Origin of the sequence: Pseudooceanicola atlanticus (assembly GCF_000768315.1) — a bacterium.
Taxonomy (GTDB): Bacteria; Pseudomonadota; Alphaproteobacteria; order Rhodobacterales; family Rhodobacteraceae; genus Pseudooceanicola; species Pseudooceanicola atlanticus.
The window spans coordinates 1-16327 of the sequence record NZ_AQQX01000012.1 but is presented as its reverse complement, the minus strand read 5'-3'; the positions used below and the strand labels follow the sequence as shown (position 1 = coordinate 16327).

Sequence of the window (16327 nt, the reverse complement as noted above, 5' to 3'; positions counted from 1 at the left end):
TGATCCCCGAGAGGACGCCGTGCCGTCGCCGAGAGTTGGATTGCACGGTCCTCTGGGCCGAGCGATGGACCGGGTGGATACCGGGATGAACTGGCTGTCGCGCGCTGCGATGATGGTCATGCTGGTGCTGATCCTCATACAGGTCTTTACGCGCTATATCCTGAATGACCCGATCGAAGGGGTCATTGGCGCTACAGAGCTATATCTGATGCCCATCATCGTGTTCGGAAGCCTGAGCTATCTGGAAATGTATGATGGCCACGTGCGAGTGGGGATAGTGTTTGATGCTCTGCCCGAAGGGCTGCGGGCCGGTTTCAATGTCGTCTTGCGATTGGCAGCGGCCGCGTTTTTTGCGCTGATCTGTTACGGTGCCTCGCGCGAGGCGCTTAAGGCGTGGGACTTCGGATATCGCACATCCGGCGACATCGACGCGCCTCTCGTCACCACGCTTGTGATTGCGCCGATTGGCTGCGTGCTGATCGTTCTGCGCCTTCTCGTAAATGCGGCGGGTGACGTTCAGCACCTTCGCGGCGCTTCGGATCGGATTGGCTGAGTATGGAATTTCTTGCACCTGTGTCGCTATTGCTGGCGGGGCTTCTCGTCGTCGGGATGCCGATAGGCTTCGCGATGGGCATCGCCGGCACCGTCGGCCTGTATCTGATCGGCGGGCTCAATCTGGCGCTCGGCATCCTGTCGGTGGCCCCGTATCGCAACACCGCCTCTTGGCTGTTGACCGCCATTCCCTTGTTCATCTTGATGGCCGAGATCCTGTCGGCCAGTCGGATTTCGTCGGACATGTTCCGCGCCGCCAACAGGTGGGTGGGCCATTTGCCCGGCGGACTGGCCGTGGCCACGGTCTTTACCAGCGCAGGCTTCGGGGCGGTTTCGGGCTCGTCCACCGCGGCGACGGCCACGATGGCGCGCACCGTCGCGCCCGAGGCTGAGAAATATGGCTATGACCGCGGCATGATCGTAGGCACGGTTGCGGCCGCCGGGACGTTGTCGATCATGATCCCGCCTTCGGTTGTGCTGATGGTTTACGGTATCATCACCGAAACCTCGATCGGCGGGCTGTTCATTGCCGGCATTCTGCCGGGTCTCATTACCGCGCTCAGCTTTGCCGGGATCACGATGGTCTGGGCGACGCTGAACCGCGATCTGGCGCCACCAGTGCAAAGCCATGGGTGGCGTGAGCGCTTCGCGTCACTGCGCGACATCTGGCCGGTGGTTCTGCTGTTCGTCTTTGTCGTGGCCGGGATTTATTCTGGCGCTGTCACCGTGACCGAAGCCGCCGCGGTCGGCTGCTTTGGCGCGATCATGATTGCCGCCGGGTTGCTCAGACGTATGGGCTGGCGCGAATTCATGGGGGCGCTCGAACGTACAACGCGCCCGACTGCAATGATCTTCACCATTATTATCGGGGCGCACATTTTCGGCTATTTTGTCACCCTGACCATGGCACCGCAGGCGCTGGTTTCGTACGTGCAAGGGCTTGAGATCGGGCCGGGCGTGGTGATTTTAATCCTGATCCTGATCTACATCCTGCTGGGCTGCGTGATGGATCAGCTGGCGATCCTGATCCTGACCATGCCGATCGTCTTTCCAATGGTCATGGAGCTTGGCTATTCGCCGATCTGGTTCGGCATCCTGGTGACCAAAACGGTCGAAATCGGGCTGATTACCCCCCCAATCGGAATGAACGTTTTCGTCGCCAGCTCGATCACCGGCGTGCCTCTTAAACGGGTCTTTGTCGGGGTGCTGCCTTTCGTGCTGGCCGAGTTCGCGGTCTTGGCCCTGATCGCATTCTTTCCCGAGATCGTAACCGTGTTCTCGGGCGAATACTGACAACCTGAAGGAGCGTAACTTGGAACTGGGACTAAAGGACAAGGTGGCTATCGTCACCGGATCGGGTCGCGGGATCGGCGCAGTGACCGCCCGCGCGCTGGCCGAAGAGGGGGCGAAGGTGGTGATCACCGATATCGACCCCGAAACCACAGAAGCCACCCGCGCCGCTCTTGAGGCCGACGGATACGACGCGATCGGCGTGGTCTGCGATGTCACGAACGAGGCACAGGTCGAAGCCCTCGTCTCGCGCACGATCGAAGCATTTGGCGCCGTCCACATCCTGGTCAACAATGCCGGATTTCCGCGCGACAACTACATCACCAAGATGCCCGAACAGGACTGGGACGCTGTTGTGGGCGTGATCCTGAAGGGTGCCTATACCTGCTCGCGCGCCGTGGTGCCGTACTTCATGGAACAGAAGTGGGGCCGGGTGATCAACATCTCCTCTCGCGCCTATCTCGGCAATCCGGGACAGACCAACTATGCCGCCGCCAAGGCCGGCATCATCGGCTTCACCCGGGCGCTGGGGATGGAACAGGGGCGCTTCAATGTCACCGTAAATGCCATCGCGCCGGGGTTCATCGCCACCGAGATGATCGAGGCGCTTCCAAACTACGACCGGATAAAGTCGCGCGCTCTGGCAATGAATACCGTGCAGCGCCTTGGCAACGAACGCGACATCGCCAACGGCGTGGTGTTCCTCGCCTCGGATGCGGCGGAATACATCTCGGGCGAGACGCTTCACATCACCGGGGGGCGATATGGCTAAACATGTCCCGGCCTCCGCCTGTGTCGAGGATCAAGAGACGCGGATGCTGCGAGACAGCATCCGGGGCTTCATGGCGCGCGAGCTGACCGAAGAGCGCATCTCGCAATGCGAGGCGACGGGCGATCTGCCCTGGGCGATAATGGGCGAGCTACGCCAGTTCGGCTATCTTGGCGGGCTTCTCTCGGAAGAGGCCGGTGGCTACGGCCTCAGCTATCGCACCTGGGCGATGATGATGGAGGAAGCAGGATACCGCTGGCTTTCACTCCGGGTTCTGCTCAACACCGTGAACATCGTGATCGCACTGTTCCACCACCTGGGCGATGCGCGCCAGAAGGAAAAGTGGCTGAAACCCGTCATGGCTGGCCAGATGCCGGTCTGGGTGGGGATCACCGAACCCGACCACGGCTCTGATGTTGCCTCGGTGCAGACCCGCGCCGAGGACAAGGGCGACCACTGGCTGATCAATGGCGGCAAGCTGTGGACGACGAACGGCGTCAACGGCCGGGTCGGAATCCTGGTGGCACGGACATTCACGGAAGGCTGTGATGGCGATCTGAGTCTGTTCATCGTGGACCTCGAGGAGACCGATTTCGAAGCTTCGCGGGTGGGCACGATGTTCATCAAGGCCACCGCGACATCGCAGCTGGCCTTTCAAGACGCAAAGGTGCCAAAGGAAAACCTGTTGGGTCCTGCGGGAAAGGGCCTCAAGGCGATCCTTACGGGGTTGAATTATGGCCGGCTCAACGTGGCGGCGGGCGCGGTGGGCGCGGCGCAGCGGTCGTTGGACCTGTCCACCGATTACGTCAAGACGCGCAAGCAGTTCGGCAACGTGATCGGAAGCTATCAGCTGGTGCAGAAGCTGATCGTCGACATGACCATCCGCACCGAAGCGGCGCGCGCGTTGACTGACCGTGCCGCCCAAGCGCTGGACGCGGGTCTGCCTGGGCGCAAGGAATGTTCGATCGCCAAGCTCTATGCCAGCGAGGCGGCGCATGAGGTGGCCTCGATGGCGCTGCAGGCGCACGGCGGGCTGGGCTATTCGACCGACTACCCCGTCGAACGGTTGTTCCGCGACACGCGCGGCGGGCTGATCCCCGAAGGCACATCGGAAATCCAGACATTGATCATAGGGCGCGAGGTTCTCGGGATCTCGGCCTTCACCTGAGGAGGCGGCTAAGCCGATGACCTTTCTCTATGCCCTCAGGCTGAATGCGCGGCGGTTTCCGACGAAACCCGCAGTGGTATTTGAGGGACGCAGCCAGACCTACACAGATTTCCTTGACCGGGTGGAACGGATGATGACGGTGCTGGCGCGGCGCGGCATCGGACCGGGCGACAAGGTGGCGGTGATCTCGGAAAATCATCCCGATTTCCTTGCCGCCTATGTGGCGGTGACGGGGCTAGGCGCAATTCCCGCACCGATCAACTATCGCATCGCGCCCGAAGTCATGGCCGATGTGGTTGCCCGCTCGGACAGCAAAACCCTGCTGCTGGGCGATGCGGCGCTGGATCATGCCGATCTGTTCCGGACCGTGGTGGACGACATCGTCACCATCGGCGACGGGGCCCCGCAAGGACTGCCGCGCCTGTCGGACCTTCTGGCAGACACACCGCCCGATCCGCCGCAAGGGCAGGACGGCACCACGATCATGCTGCACACGTCGGGGACCACCGGCAAGCCCAAGGGCGCGCTGCGCAGTCTCTTCGGCATGGAGGAACGCGCCATCGAGCAGCGTTTCCGCCCCGACGACCGGGCGCTGTCGGCGCTGCCGATCTGCCTGTCGGCCGGCTGCACCTATACGCTGCTGCCGCTTTATCTGGGTGCCAGCGTCTATCTGATGCGCCGCTTCGACGGGGCCGCCGCGCTGCGGCTGATCGAAGACGAGCGGCTGACCGCCACCATGCTGCTGCCCGCCATGCTCCAGCGGATGGTCGAGGCCGAGGGGTTCGCGAGCGCCGATCTGTCGTCGCTGCGGACTTTGCAATCTGGCGGCGGCGAGATGTATCTCGACCTCAAGCGTGCCGCGCTCGACAAGTTCGGCGATGCGCTGATGATCTATGCCGCCTCCAGCGAAGCAGGACCCTATGCCAACCTGACCGCTCGGGATCTGCGCCGCAACCTTGCGGGCAACTGCGTCGGCCGCCCCTTCTTCGGGGTGGAACTCAAACTGCTCGACGACGATGGAAACGAGGTGCCGCAGGGCGAGGTCGGCGAGATCTGCACCCGCAGCGAAAGCCGCTACGACGGGTATTACAAGGATGAGGCGCTGACCGCTGAAACCCGGCGCGGCGACTATCTGACCGTGGGCGATCTGGGCCGGATCGACGACGAAGGGCTGCTCTGGTTCACGGGTCGCAAGCGCGACATCATCAAGAGCGGCGGCATCAATGTCTACGCCCCCGAGATCGAGGAGGCGCTGGCCGGCCACCCGGCGATTGCCGAGGCGCATTGCATCGGCCTGCCCGATCCGCACTGGACCGAGGCGATCTGCGCAGTGATCGTGCCCGCGCCGGGCGCGCAGCTGACAGCGGCCGATGTGATCGCCCATGCCGAAACCCGGCTTGACCGATACAAGCGCCCGCGGCGCGTGGTCTTTATGACGGCGGTGCCGCGCAACCTGACCGGCCGCGTTCTCAAGGCTGAACTGAAAGAGGCAGTGCTAGCGCTGCCAGAGGAGGAAACCCAATGACACGGCCCGATCTTTCGGCCCTCAAGGGCCAGCAACTCTACTGGGAGGACCTGAACGAAGGCGACCAGTTCGATAGCCCCACCCGTACCATCACCGAGGCCGACGTGGCGAATTTCGCCTGCCTGTCAGGCGACTTCAACCGGCTGCACGTCGATGCCGAATATGCCGCCGATTCGGCCTTTGGCCAGCGTATCGCGCACGGGCTTCTGGTGGTGTCGGTGATGTCCGGGCTGACCACGCGGATGCTGATGAACACGTTCCTGGAACCCTCGCTTCTGGGGTTGCTCGACATGCAGTGCAGCTTTCCCAACCCCACCTTCATCGGCGACACGATTGGCGTGCGCGTTACCGTAGCCGAGAAGCGCGAGACTTCGAAACCCGAACGCGGCATCCTGTCGTTCCGGCGCGAGGTCATCAACCAGCGTGGCGAAACCGTGGTGGAAGGGGTCTGGAAACTGCTCGTCCGGCGGGCGCCGCAAGGTGGCTAAGCCGGTGGTCGCCCGCGACTTTCCCGATCTTTCGCGGCTCTTGTCGCCACGCAGCGTGGCGATCCTGGGCGCCAGTGAAAGGCCCCGTAGCGTGGGCAGCGACACCTTGCTGAACCTTGCCGAGCATTCCGACTTCGATGGGCAGATCTTTCCGGTCAACCCCGGGCGTGAAAGGGTGCATGGTTTGCGCGCCTATTCTGCAATGTCGGCCTTGCCTGGCCCCGTCGATGTGGCGGTGGTGTGCCTTCCAGCCGATGCGGTGGTGGGCGCCTTGCGCGATTGCGCGGCAGCAGGAACGGGGTTTGCGGTGGTCTTCACCTCTGGCTTTGGCGAAACCGGGGATGAGGGCCGTGCCGTCGAAGCCGAGATGGCTGAAATCGCCCGGCAAAGCGGGATGCGCATCTACGGGCCGAACTCGCCAGGGCTGAGCAACATCAACCGCCGCCTTGGGCTGACCTTTTCACCGGTATTCAAGAACGACACGCTGAGCGGCGGCATTGGGCTTGTCACCCAGGGCGGCGGACTTGGCCGCGCCTTCATCCAGGCAAGCGAACGGGGTATCGGCGTTGGCCTGTGGTGCTCTACCGGCAACGAAGCGGACCTGACCATGGCCGATGTCGTGTACCACATGGTGGGCGATCCCGACATAAAGGTAATCGCCCTTCTCGCCGAAGGCTTCCGCGACGGGCCGCGCTTTCTGGCAGCTGCCCGCGCCGCTGCTCGCGCCGGCAAGCCGGTGGTGGCGATGAAGGTGGGCAAGTCGGACTATGGCGTTGCTGCCACCCGTTCGCACACCGCCGCGCTTGCCGGATCGGCGGCGGTCACCTCGGCACTGTTTCGCCAGCATGGCATCGTCGAGGTGGAGGATCTGGACGAATTGATCGATACGGCGGCGCTGTTCGAGCGCGCCGGCATCGCCCCGCGGCGGGGGATCTGCGTCTATTCCTTCTCGGGTGGCACAGCGGCGCTGGCCGCCGATATGGTGGGCAGCGCCGGGCTGATCCTGTCCGAACTGGCCCCCGGCACCCGCGCGGGGTTGCGTGCGCTGGCCCCGTCTTATGCGGCGGTCGATAACCCGGTGGACCTGACCACCCAGGTCTTCACCCAAGACAAGCTCAACCGCGATTGCCTGTCGCTGGTGGCGCGGGACCCGGCCACCGATGTTGTGCTTCTGCCGATTCCCGCCGACTACGGCCCGATCACCGACCGGTCCGCCGACGACATGGTCGCGCTGGCGCCGGACAGCCCGGCTCTGCTCCTGCCGGTCTGGATGAGCGGGCATCGCGCCGCTGGCTATGCCACGCTGAACGCGGCAGGGCTGGCGCCTTTTCGCAGCCTCGGCAAGGCAGTGACGGCGTTGAAGCGGCTGATCTGGCGCGGCGACTGGAGCCCCTCGGGGACCTCCACGCTTGCTCTACCCGCATTTCCGCCCGGCGAGCTTGACGAGGCTGCCGCCAAGGCGGTGCTGGCCGACCTGGGTCTGACCGTGCCCGAAGGACGGGTCGTGACCAGTGCCAGACAGGCAGGCGAGGCGGCGCGCGGGATCGGCTTTCCGGTGGTGCTCAAGGCGCTGGTGCCCGGTCTTCTGCACAAGACCGAAGCCGGGGCCGTGGCCGTCGGGCTGATGGATGAGCAGGCGCTGGCGGCGGCCTGGGGCGCGATGATGACATCGCTTTCAGCACAGGGGCACAGGCTGGAGCGCGCTCTGGTTGAGCGCATGGAACATGGGCCGGGCGTCGAGGTGATGGCGGGACTGCACCGCGATCCGGTGTTCGGCCCGGTGGTGAGCTTCGGCCTCGGCGGCGTGATGGTCGAGGCGCTTTCTGACGTCACGCACCGCGCCGCGCCCTTTGGGCGGGACGAGGCGCTGGCGATGATCGACGAGATCCGCGGACGCGCACTGCTGGGTCCGCTGCGCGGCCGCCCCGGCGCCGATCTGGGCGCGCTGGCCGATCTTCTCGTGATCCTGGCCGCCCTGGGTGCGCGCGGCGACATCGCGGAGATGGATCTCAATCCGGTGCGCGCCGGTCCGGCGGGTGCGACGGTGCTTGACGCGGTGATCCTGCGCGCTCCGACCGAGATAGAAGGAAAGGCAAGGCAATGACGGCAAAGACGGACATCGGTTTCACCACCCGCGACCGCATCTATGTGCGCGGGCGCGATCTGGCCGATGAGATCCTGGGCAAGATGGATTTCGTCGACATGATCTATTTCACCGCCACGGGGAAAGAGCCGGATGCCCGCACCCGCGCGATGACCAACGCGATCATCGTCACCGCCACCGATCACGGCCTTACCCCCAGCGCCATCGCCGCGCGGATGACCATTCTCGGCGCGCCGGAATCGCTTCAGGGTGCGGTGGCCGCGGGCTTGCTGGGCGCGGGGAACCATTTTCTCGGCACCATGCAGAACGCCGCGGCCTTTACCCGCGACGAGATCGGCGAGCTGTCCGACAGCGACGACGACGCAGCCTATGCCGCCCGCGCGCAAGAGGCCGTGCGCGCCTTTCGCGCGGCGCGCCGGATCGTGCCAGGCCTCGGTCATCCGATCCATGTCGACGGCGACCCCCGCACGCCGGTCCTGCGCCGGATCGCCGGCGAGAATGGGTTCGACGGGCGGCACTGGCGCTTCATGGCGGCCGTCGAGGCCGCCGCCCGCGAGGAATATGGACGTCTGCTGCCCATCAACGCCGCCGGCGCGGTCGGGGCCACCGTTTCGGACATGGGGCTTGCCCCGATCTGGGCGCGGGCCTTCGCCCTGATTGGCCGATCCGCCGGGCTTCTGGCGCATCTGATGGAAGAGCTCGAAAATCCGCAGGGTCAGAAGATCTGGGACATGATCCTGGAACAGGACGACTCGGCGGAATGCGCCGGGATTGCCGACCCGGACCGCGCAGACAGCACGGGAGAGCAAAAATGACTGGCACTGCACCGCTTTCGGGGCTTCGCGTTCTCGATCTGACCGAGCTTCTGCCTGGGCCCTATGCAACGCAGCAACTGGCCGAGATGGGGGCCGAGGTCATCAAGGTCGAACGTCCCGCGGGCGACGCCGCGCGCGCCATGTTCCCCGGCCTCTTTGCCGCCGTGAACCGCGGCAAGAAAAGCATCGCCCTGAACCTAAAGGATGACACAGACCGCGCGGCTTTCCTGCGGCTGGCCAAACGGGCGGACGTCGTGATCGAGGGTTATCGCCCGGGCGTGACCGCGCGGCTGGGCATCGACTATGAGACGCTTTCGGCGCTCAATCCCGGCCTCGTCTACTGTTCGGTCAGCGGCTATGGTCAGACCGGGCCGGCGCGCGACTGGCCGGGGCATGATCTGAACTACGCGGCGATGGCGGGCGCGGTGGCGATCTCGGGCGCGCCCGACGGACCGCCTGAATACACGACGGGCGTGCCGATCGGGGATCTCTCGGCAGCCATGTATGCCATCATCACCATTCTTGCTGCGTTGCGCGGACGCGACGCCACGGGGCGGGGCCAGTATCTGGACGTGGCGATCACCGACGCGCTGGCCAGCTGGGTCGCCCCGCGCTACGGTGTGTGGGACGCCGGACGCCAGGCCGGGCGCGAGATCACAAAGGCCGATATCCTGCGCCGCGCCGCCTATGGTATCTTCGCGACCGCCGACGGTAAATACATCACCATCGGCGCGATCGAGACGCATTTCTTCCGCCGCCTGATCCGTGCCACCGGGATGACGGGCTTCGACGATCCTGCGCTTGACGACTTCGCCGCACGCACCGACCGCACGGATGATATCCGCGCCGCCCTGACCCCGCTGATCGCCGCGCGTCCCTATGCGCATTGGGCGGAGATCTTCGAGGCCGAGGATGTTCCCTTCGCCCCGGTCAACGGGCTGGAGGATCTGGCCCGGGACCCGCAGCTCAAGGCGCGCGGGATGGTGCGCTCAGCCGGCGCGGCCCAGGTGATGGCCTTCCCGGTGCCGATGGCTGGGATGAGTGATCCGGCGGGCCACGTCCCGGCAGTGGGCGAGCATCAGGCCGAAATTCTGGACCAAGCCGAAAAGCTGGAGTGAGGACCGATGCAGTTTGAGCTGGACGACTGGCAGGAAACGGCGCGGCGCAGCTTCCGCAAATACCTTGACGCCGAGGTGGCGCCCCTGGTCGAGGCGCACGAGGATGCCCACCGTCCGCCGCCGCCCGAAGTGTTGCAGAAGATGGGCGAGTTCGGCCTGCTGGGCGGTCTTTTGCCAGAGGCGCAAGGCGGTGCCGGGCTTGATTATCTGACATATTGCGCGCTGCTGTGCGAGCTGTCTCAGGTATGGCCGTCGCTGCGCAGCATCGTCAGCACGTCGAACCTTGTCCTGATGATCGTCGCGCAGCATGGAACGCCGGAGCAACAGGCAATGTGGCTGGGCGATCTGGTTTCGGGTCGCAAGACAGCCTTTTTTGCGCTGACCGAGCCGAACGTCGGCTCGGACGCCAGCAACGTGGAAACACGGGCCCGGCGCGACGGTGATGGCTGGCGGCTGAACGGACGCAAACTGTATATCTCCAGCGGGACCGGGGCCGATCTCGGGGTGGTTTTCGCGCGGTCGGGCGACGGCGAACGCGCGGAGGTATCGGCCTTCGTGGTCGAGGCGGGAACAGCAGGGTTTTCAACCCGAGAGGTCCGCAGCATGGGCATGAATTCATGCCCGCTAGGCGAGCTGCTGTTTGAGGACGTATTGCTGCCCGCAGACCACCTGATCGGCGCCGAGGGCGAGGCGTTCGCCATCGCCAAGCATTATCTGAACGTGGGGCGCTGTTTCGTTTCTTTCACCTGCCTGGGCCTGTCAATTGCCGCCTATGAGGCGGCGCTGCGATATGCGGGCGCGCGAGAACAGTTCGGACGCAAGATCGGCGGGTTTCAACTGGTCCAGCAGATGATCGCAGATATGTTGACTGGCGTGGAAACCTCGCGGTTGCTGGCGTGCCGGGCCGCTGACGCGCTGGATCGCGGGGCACCGGATCGCGGCCGGGCCTGTTCCATGGCCAAGCGTCACAACTCCGATACGGCTCTGCGGGTTTGCGAGACTGCCCTGCAAGTGCACGGCGGGGCCGGATACACCCGTGATTTCCCCGTCGAGCGCTATTATCGCGATGTGCGACATCTCACGATCGCTGAAGGCACCAACCAGCTTCAGGCGCTGCTTCTGGCACAGGGGGCCCTGGGCATCTCGGCGCTACGGGGCTGATCGGTCCGCAGTTTGCGCACGGTCTGTCGCCGCTGCCGGTCTGAATGGCAGGCGGAATGCGGGCACAGGGCGGGTCAGATTCCCAAATACGAACGGCGCACGTGATCGTCGTGGCGCAAGACGTCAGAGGCTGCGGCGAGGGCGATTGTCCCGTTTTCCAGAACATAGGCGCGGCTGGCGAAATCCAGCGCCATGTAGACATCCTGTTTCACCAGAAGAATGCTCAGGCCGGTGCGGCGCCGACCGTCGAGGGCCTCGTACATCTGCTCGACCATCAGAGGCGCGGGGCCGAGCGACGGCTCGTCGAGCATGATCATGCTGGGCCGGGCCATAAGCGCGCCCGATCGCCAGCATCTGCTGCTGACCGCCTGAGAGCCCTCCGGCAAGTTCGCGGGCCTTCTGGCTCAGCATCGGAAAGGGCGTCCTTTCGGTCTTTCGCGTCGAGTGCGGCGCTCGCACCCACGATCAGATTTTGCTCGACCGTGAGTGACCCGAAGACGTGCCGCGCCTCAGGAACATGGACGAGGCCGAGGCGCGGAATCTCGCTGGCGGCAAAACCGCCGATTTCCTTGCCATCGTGGCGGATCGCTCTGGAACGGGCGGCCACAAGGCCCGAAATCGTGCGCAGAAGGGTAGATTTGCCCGCGCCGTTCGGTCCGATCACAGCCACGACCTCGCCCTCGGCCGATCTCGATGCTGACGCCGTGGAGCGCGTCGAGCAGACCGTAACCGGAGACGAGAGACTCGATCGACAGCTTCATCTTGGGCCCCGGTTATAGTTTTCGCATCAGTTCAGAGGATTGGGCTCTTCCACAGCCACCTCTGGCGGCCAGATCGTGACCTTTTTCGTGCCGCCGTTCTTCCATTGCGCGATCAGGTTCTGCGATCCGACGTTCCTGCCGTGTTCGTCGAATTTGATCCGCGAGAACGGCGAGATCAGCTGATCGCCGGGGATGTCGATCTTAAGGATGGCGGCGCGAAGGTTCTCGGTCGTCAGTTTCTGGCCGGACTCAAGCGTCTTCTCCAGCACGGCCTTCAGCGTGTAGACACCGCGGTTGCACATCGACGCATAGCTTGACGGCACGATGCCGTGCCGTTACTCGTAAGCCTTCACAAAACGCTGGGCGCGGTCCATGTCGGGATTTTAGTAGTCCACCGTGCTGAGATTGACGTCCTCGACGAAGCCCCTGTCCACCAGTTGCGGGGTGCGCACATCACCCGGACCGCCACTGATTCCGACAATGTAGGGCTTGAAGTCATGCTGCTGCATTGCCTGGAGCTTGGTCACCACATCTTCGGTGTAGCCGGCCCAGATCACCATGTTGGCACTCGATGTCTGCACCCGCTTGACCGGCGGCAGAAGGTTGCGATCGCTGCGCGAATACGGCGCGCTGGCGGCGATCTCGATGCCCCGCTCCTCCAGCAGAACTTCGATCCGCTCGATGGTTCCGGCGCCGCGCGGGCTGTCTTCATAAAGCAACGCCGGGACGACGTCGCCTTGCGTCATCAGGTGTTCGAAGAATTCCACGACCGTGGCCGCCTCGGTATCGGCTGTGATCTGATCGGAGAAATACCATTTGTAACCGCGCTCGAGGAGCTCGGCCGACACCGCCGGCGAGTTCAGGTGAGGAACCCGCGCCTGCTCGGCGAACTGCGCCGCAGCCGATGTGCCTGCGCTGATCTCGCAGCCAAGGATGACCGGAGCCCGCTCGAGGCGGGTCAACCGCTCCATCACCTGGCGCACCACCCCGGGATTGCCCTGTGTGTCGTAAAGTTGGATCTTCAGCGGCCGACCGGCGACGCCGCCATCGGCGTTGATGTGCTCAAGGGCAACTGCGATCCCCTTTTGCGCATCCTGTCCGGTCACGGCGATCGCTCCCGACATGGCGACGATCGCCGGCATCACGATTTCTTCGGCTTAGGTGTTTGATCCCACGGTTTAATGGTGTGATCCTTTCGCAGGAATGGAAGGAGGCCCTATGGGACAAGTTCGTCACGGAAGCGCCACGACCACGCACGCCGTCAGAACAGCAATACAGCGATCGCAAGCTTCGCTCGCGGCGCTGAGCCCTTGGGTCGCGGGTCGACTGACCGCCAGACTACGGCGCGCATTGCTGACTCGAAGGGTGCGATACCGCAAAGGGAAAAGAAAATGGACAGTCAGCCGCAGCAGCCAGCCGAGGGGGACGGACCGCTTGCGGGTTACAGGGTGCTTGATCTTTCGGTCAACGTGCTTGGACCGGTGGCGATCCAGATCCTCGGCGACATGGGGGCCGACGTCATCAAGATCGAGTCACCCGACGGCAACTACACACGCCAGGTGGGACCGTCGCGCAACCCGAAGATGGGGGCACTGTTCCTCAATACAAACCGCAACAAACGCTCGGTCGTGCTCGACCTGAAGAAACCCGACGCGCGGGCCGCGCTCCTTGATCTGGTGCGTTCCGCGGACGTGCTGGTGCATTCGATACGCCCCGGCGCCGCCGAACGGCTGGGCGTCGACTACGAGGCGATCCGCGCGGTCAATCCCCGCATCATTCATGCCTCGTCTTCTGGCTTCCGGCTGGATGGCGAGCGCCGCGACTGGCTTGCTTTCGACGATGTGATCCAGGGCGCCAGCGGCGTAGCCGGGATGATGGCCCGGGCCACCGATGAGCCGCGCTATTACCCACGGTAATCGCCGACAACTATGCGGTTACATCCAGGCATCGTCCATCGCGATGGCCTTCGTCTGGCGCGAGCGCACCGGCCACGGGCAGCAGGTAAACGTGCCGATGATGGATGCGATGGTCAACTTCAATCTGATCGAGCATCTCTGGGGCGCAACGCTCGACCGGCCCGATCTGGGCATGGGTTACAGCCGGGTATTCTCGCCCCATCATCGGCCTTATCCAACGCAGGACGGGCACATCTGTGTGATGGCGGCGATGGACAACCAGTGGCTGCGTCTCTTCGACGCCATAGGCCGGCCCGAGCTGCGCGACGATCCACGATTTGCCACAGCAGAGTTGCGCACCGATCACATTGACTAGTTATATTGGTTCCTCGCCGAGGCAATCGCGGGGAATACAACCGCCGAGTGGCGCCGCCGGTTCGACGCGGCCGACGTGCCGAATGGACCGGCCAACAGCCTGGAGGATCTGCTGGTTGATCCCTATCTGGTTCAAACCGGGTATTTCGAGCGCCACGAGCACCCGACAGAGGGCGCCGTCGTGACGCTCCGGATACCGGTCCAGTTCTCGGACAGCCCCGGCCGGGTGCGCCGGCTGCCACCGCGGCTGGGCGAGCACACGGAGGAGGTTCTGTCCGAAATCCGCCTTCCGCGTGCCGACGCCTGACGGAACCAGGCCAGGCGGGCAGCCGGTGCCCGGCTGGCCAGGATCGGTTCGCGGCCAACCGGACCCGCCTGTCCCAAGCTTCCGGCTCCGCCCATTTTGCTGCGCGGTATAGCCGCCATCGACCACCATTTCGGATCCGGTCATATAGGATGCCTCGTCGGACGCCAGAAACGGCACCGCCCCGGCTACTTCTTCCGGTTGGGCCGGGCGCTGCATGATCGTTGTCCCAAGTATATCCTTCTGACCGTCCGGGTCAGCCAGTCTGAAAGGAACCATCGCCGGAATCAAATGTGCGGAAGATCCTGTACGTTATCCATCCAGGATTTCTTTCGAGATGGTCATTCATGCGTCCTTTCGATGAAGCATGGACCGGATCAGTCATACACAAAAGGTCGGACACTCTCGCTGCCGCCCATCTGCGCCATATCGCCGAAACCCAATTCGCCCGCGCCGTTCGCGCATCAACTCGTCGCCGAGATCGGGACCGGCGAGGCGCATCTACGCCAGATCAATGTGGCCGAACGTATGCACGGCTCGCCCGGACTTCAGCTGCATAACGGACGACCAGGCTGAGTGTCGAAGGGCAGGATTCAGATGCACCCACCGGCTGACTTCTGCGCGTTTTTGGTGGCCTGGCCCGACACAGGAGCCGGGCCGTCCACGATCTGGTATCAGTTCCTTTTCAGCGCGGACCGGAAGGCTTCCAGGATCTCGGTTCCGGGCTTGCCTTGGGCATCGAGTTGCTCGGCCCATTCGGACCCAACCGTCGACAGGATCTGGTTCAGCTTTTCGACATCTCCGGCGGGCAGGTCAACGAAGGTCACGCCCGCCTCGGCGATCTGCTGCTTGACTTCAAGGTTCTGGCGGTCGGCAGTTTCGCATCCTGATCTGCCCCCATCGAGTGGTCCGGTTTGATTGTTAGTGCATGGTCGGCCTCTGGTCTATCGAGACGATGCTCTCGGGAGCTGGTGGACGATACCCAAGAGCGCTGTGCGGCCTGACAGTGTTGTAGTGTCGACGCCATCTCTCGATCAGGATTTGGGCTTCGCGTAGCGTGTAGAAGACCTCGCCGTTCAGCAACTCGTCCCGGAATCTTGCGTTGAAGCTTTCGCAGTAACCGTTCTCCCAAGGTGATCCTGGCGCAATGAAGGCCGTCTTGGCACCGACTGCGCCAATCCAGGCCCGCACCTTCTTGGCAATAAATTCAGCGCCATTGTCGGACCGTATGTATTCCGGCGGACCGCGCAGGATGAACAGGTCAATCAAGGCATCCACCACATCGCCAGAATTGAGCTTGCGTTTGACACGGATCACCAGCGCCTCCTTCGTGAACTCGTCAATGATGTTGAGCGTGCGATATACTCGCCCGTCGTGGGTCCGGTCCTGGACAAAGTCATAGGACCAGACATGGTTCGGGCGTTCCGGCCGGAGCCGAACGCACGAGCCGTCATTCAGCCAAAGCCGACCCTTCTTGGGTTGTTTCAGCGGGACTTTAAGCCCCTCCCGCCGCCAGATCCGTTCGACGCGCTTGTGGTTCACATGCCAGCCGCTGTTGTTCAGCATCCCGGTGATCATGCGATACCCGTAGCGCCCAAACTCTCGCGTCAGCGCGATGATGTCATCGGTCAGCCGTTCTTCATCCGGCAAACCGTTGGGCACCTTGCGCTGTGTCGAGCGATGCTGTCCCAATGTGCGGCAGGCCCGGCGCTCAGATACGCCAAGGGTCTGCCGCACATGGTCGATACATCGACGACGGCGGGCGGGGCTCAGTAGTTTCCCCGGGCGGCCTCGGTCAGGATCATCTTGTCCAACGTCAGATCTGAAACCGCGCGCCTGAGCCGGGCATTCTCAGTCTCGAGCTGCTTCAGACGTTTGAGCTGGTCCCGGCTCATGCCGCCATACTCTTTGCGCCATCGATAGTAAGTCTGCTGCGTCACGCCGATCTGGCGAACTGAGCTACCCCCCGAAATTCGGACACTGACATAAGCTATGATTTGCA

General features: G+C 63.8%; 19 protein-coding genes. 12 read left to right on the top strand and 7 right to left on the bottom strand.

What is annotated here, in order from left to right; all coding sequences use genetic code 11:
* Positions 1-85: 85 nt before the first annotated feature.
* The 10 genes from ATO9_RS18550 to ATO9_RS18505 are packed head-to-tail and all read left to right on the top strand — an operon-like array spanning position 86 to position 10990.
* The gene (locus tag ATO9_RS18550) at positions 86-553 is read left to right on the top strand and encodes a TRAP transporter small permease (protein ID WP_157815108.1); all 468 of its coding nucleotides are present in this window, start codon (positions 86-88) and stop codon (positions 551-553) included.
* 2 nt (positions 554-555) lie between these two features.
* The gene (locus ATO9_RS18545; protein WP_043752993.1) at positions 556-1845 is read left to right on the top strand and encodes a TRAP transporter large permease; all 1290 of its coding nucleotides are present in this window, start codon (positions 556-558) and stop codon (positions 1843-1845) included.
* Between the two features lie 19 nt (positions 1846-1864).
* The gene (locus ATO9_RS18540) at positions 1865-2614 is read left to right on the top strand and encodes an SDR family NAD(P)-dependent oxidoreductase (RefSeq protein ID WP_027264368.1); all 750 of its coding nucleotides are present in this window, start codon (positions 1865-1867) and stop codon (positions 2612-2614) included.
* Positions 2607-3779: an acyl-CoA dehydrogenase family protein gene (locus ATO9_RS18535; protein ID WP_048534161.1), complete on the top strand. Its 1173-nt coding sequence runs from the start codon at positions 2607-2609 to the stop codon at positions 3777-3779. Before ATO9_RS18540 ends, ATO9_RS18535 begins: the two co-directional genes overlap by 8 nt.
* Before the next feature lie 16 nt (positions 3780-3795).
* Positions 3796-5304, top strand: coding sequence for a class I adenylate-forming enzyme family protein (locus ATO9_RS18530; RefSeq protein WP_043752990.1), 1509 nt, complete (start codon positions 3796-3798; stop codon positions 5302-5304).
* Positions 5301-5792: a MaoC family dehydratase gene (locus ATO9_RS18525; RefSeq protein WP_027264371.1), complete on the top strand. Its 492-nt coding sequence runs from the start codon at positions 5301-5303 to the stop codon at positions 5790-5792. The genes ATO9_RS18530 and ATO9_RS18525 overlap by 4 nt, the downstream gene beginning before the upstream one ends.
* Positions 5785-7896: an acetate--CoA ligase family protein gene (locus tag ATO9_RS18520; protein ID WP_202076229.1), complete on the top strand. Its 2112-nt coding sequence runs from the start codon at positions 5785-5787 to the stop codon at positions 7894-7896. The genes ATO9_RS18525 and ATO9_RS18520 overlap by 8 nt, the downstream gene beginning before the upstream one ends.
* A complete protein-coding gene (locus tag ATO9_RS18515; protein WP_043752984.1) occupies positions 7893-8711 on the top strand; it encodes a citryl-CoA lyase in 819 nt (272 codons plus the stop codon). Before ATO9_RS18520 ends, ATO9_RS18515 begins: the two co-directional genes overlap by 4 nt.
* Positions 8708-9829, top strand: coding sequence for a CaiB/BaiF CoA transferase family protein (locus ATO9_RS18510; protein WP_043752980.1), 1122 nt, complete (start codon positions 8708-8710; stop codon positions 9827-9829). The genes ATO9_RS18515 and ATO9_RS18510 overlap by 4 nt, the downstream gene beginning before the upstream one ends.
* Positions 9830-9835: 6 nt before the next feature.
* Positions 9836-10990 (top strand): acyl-CoA dehydrogenase family protein, encoded by a 1155-nt coding sequence (locus tag ATO9_RS18505; RefSeq protein ID WP_043752977.1) that lies wholly within the window; start codon positions 9836-9838, stop codon positions 10988-10990.
* Between the two features lie 74 nt (positions 10991-11064).
* Here ATO9_RS18505 and ATO9_RS24620 read toward each other — a convergent pair whose 3' ends face one another.
* From ATO9_RS24620 to ATO9_RS18490, 4 genes are all read right to left on the bottom strand, one after another.
* Entirely contained in the window at positions 11065-11322 is a 258-nt protein-coding gene (locus ATO9_RS24620; RefSeq protein WP_048534156.1) for an ATP-binding cassette domain-containing protein, read from the bottom strand.
* Entirely contained in the window at positions 11304-11660 is a 357-nt protein-coding gene (locus tag ATO9_RS25065; RefSeq protein WP_198952313.1) for an ATP-binding cassette domain-containing protein, read from the bottom strand. Before ATO9_RS25065 ends, ATO9_RS24620 begins: the two co-directional genes overlap by 19 nt.
* A gap of 117 nt (positions 11661-11777) precedes the next feature.
* Entirely contained in the window at positions 11778-12074 is a 297-nt protein-coding gene (locus ATO9_RS18495) for a hypothetical protein (RefSeq protein ID WP_133119767.1), read from the bottom strand.
* A 60-nt stretch (positions 12075-12134) separates the two neighbouring features.
* A complete protein-coding gene (locus ATO9_RS18490; protein WP_043752970.1) occupies positions 12135-12893 on the bottom strand; it encodes an ABC transporter substrate-binding protein in 759 nt (252 codons plus the stop codon).
* Between the two features lie 249 nt (positions 12894-13142).
* Here ATO9_RS18490 and ATO9_RS24950 point away from each other — a divergent pair, with 249 nt between their 5' ends.
* Both ATO9_RS24950 and ATO9_RS25110 read left to right on the top strand, forming a co-directional pair.
* On the top strand, positions 13143-13667 hold the full coding sequence (locus tag ATO9_RS24950) for a CoA transferase (RefSeq protein ID WP_268892969.1): 525 nt from the start codon (positions 13143-13145) through the stop codon (positions 13665-13667).
* Positions 13642-14022 carry a CoA transferase gene (locus tag ATO9_RS25110; protein WP_198952311.1) on the top strand — a complete coding sequence of 127 codons (381 nt, stop codon included), beginning with the start codon at positions 13642-13644 and terminating at the stop codon, positions 14020-14022. The genes ATO9_RS24950 and ATO9_RS25110 overlap by 26 nt, the downstream gene beginning before the upstream one ends.
* On the opposite strand, the gene ATO9_RS25105 is transcribed toward ATO9_RS25110, so the two are convergent.
* The 3 genes from ATO9_RS25105 to ATO9_RS18480 form a co-directional block, all read right to left on the bottom strand.
* Positions 14023-14604: an SDR family oxidoreductase gene (locus ATO9_RS25105; protein WP_444544312.1), complete on the bottom strand. Its 582-nt coding sequence runs from the start codon at positions 14602-14604 to the stop codon at positions 14023-14025.
* A 395-nt stretch (positions 14605-14999) separates the two neighbouring features.
* A complete protein-coding gene (locus ATO9_RS24380; protein ID WP_156127913.1) occupies positions 15000-15152 on the bottom strand; it encodes a hypothetical protein in 153 nt (50 codons plus the stop codon).
* Positions 15153-15246: 94 nt separating this feature from the next.
* Positions 15247-16322, bottom strand: a protein-coding gene (locus tag ATO9_RS18480; protein ID WP_156127915.1) for an IS3 family transposase whose coding sequence is annotated in 2 segments (ribosomal slippage) — positions 15247-16109 and positions 16109-16322 — 1077 coding nt in all. Because the reading frame shifts where the segments join, the coding sequence is not laid out codon by codon here.
* Positions 16323-16327: the final 5 nt, after the last annotated feature.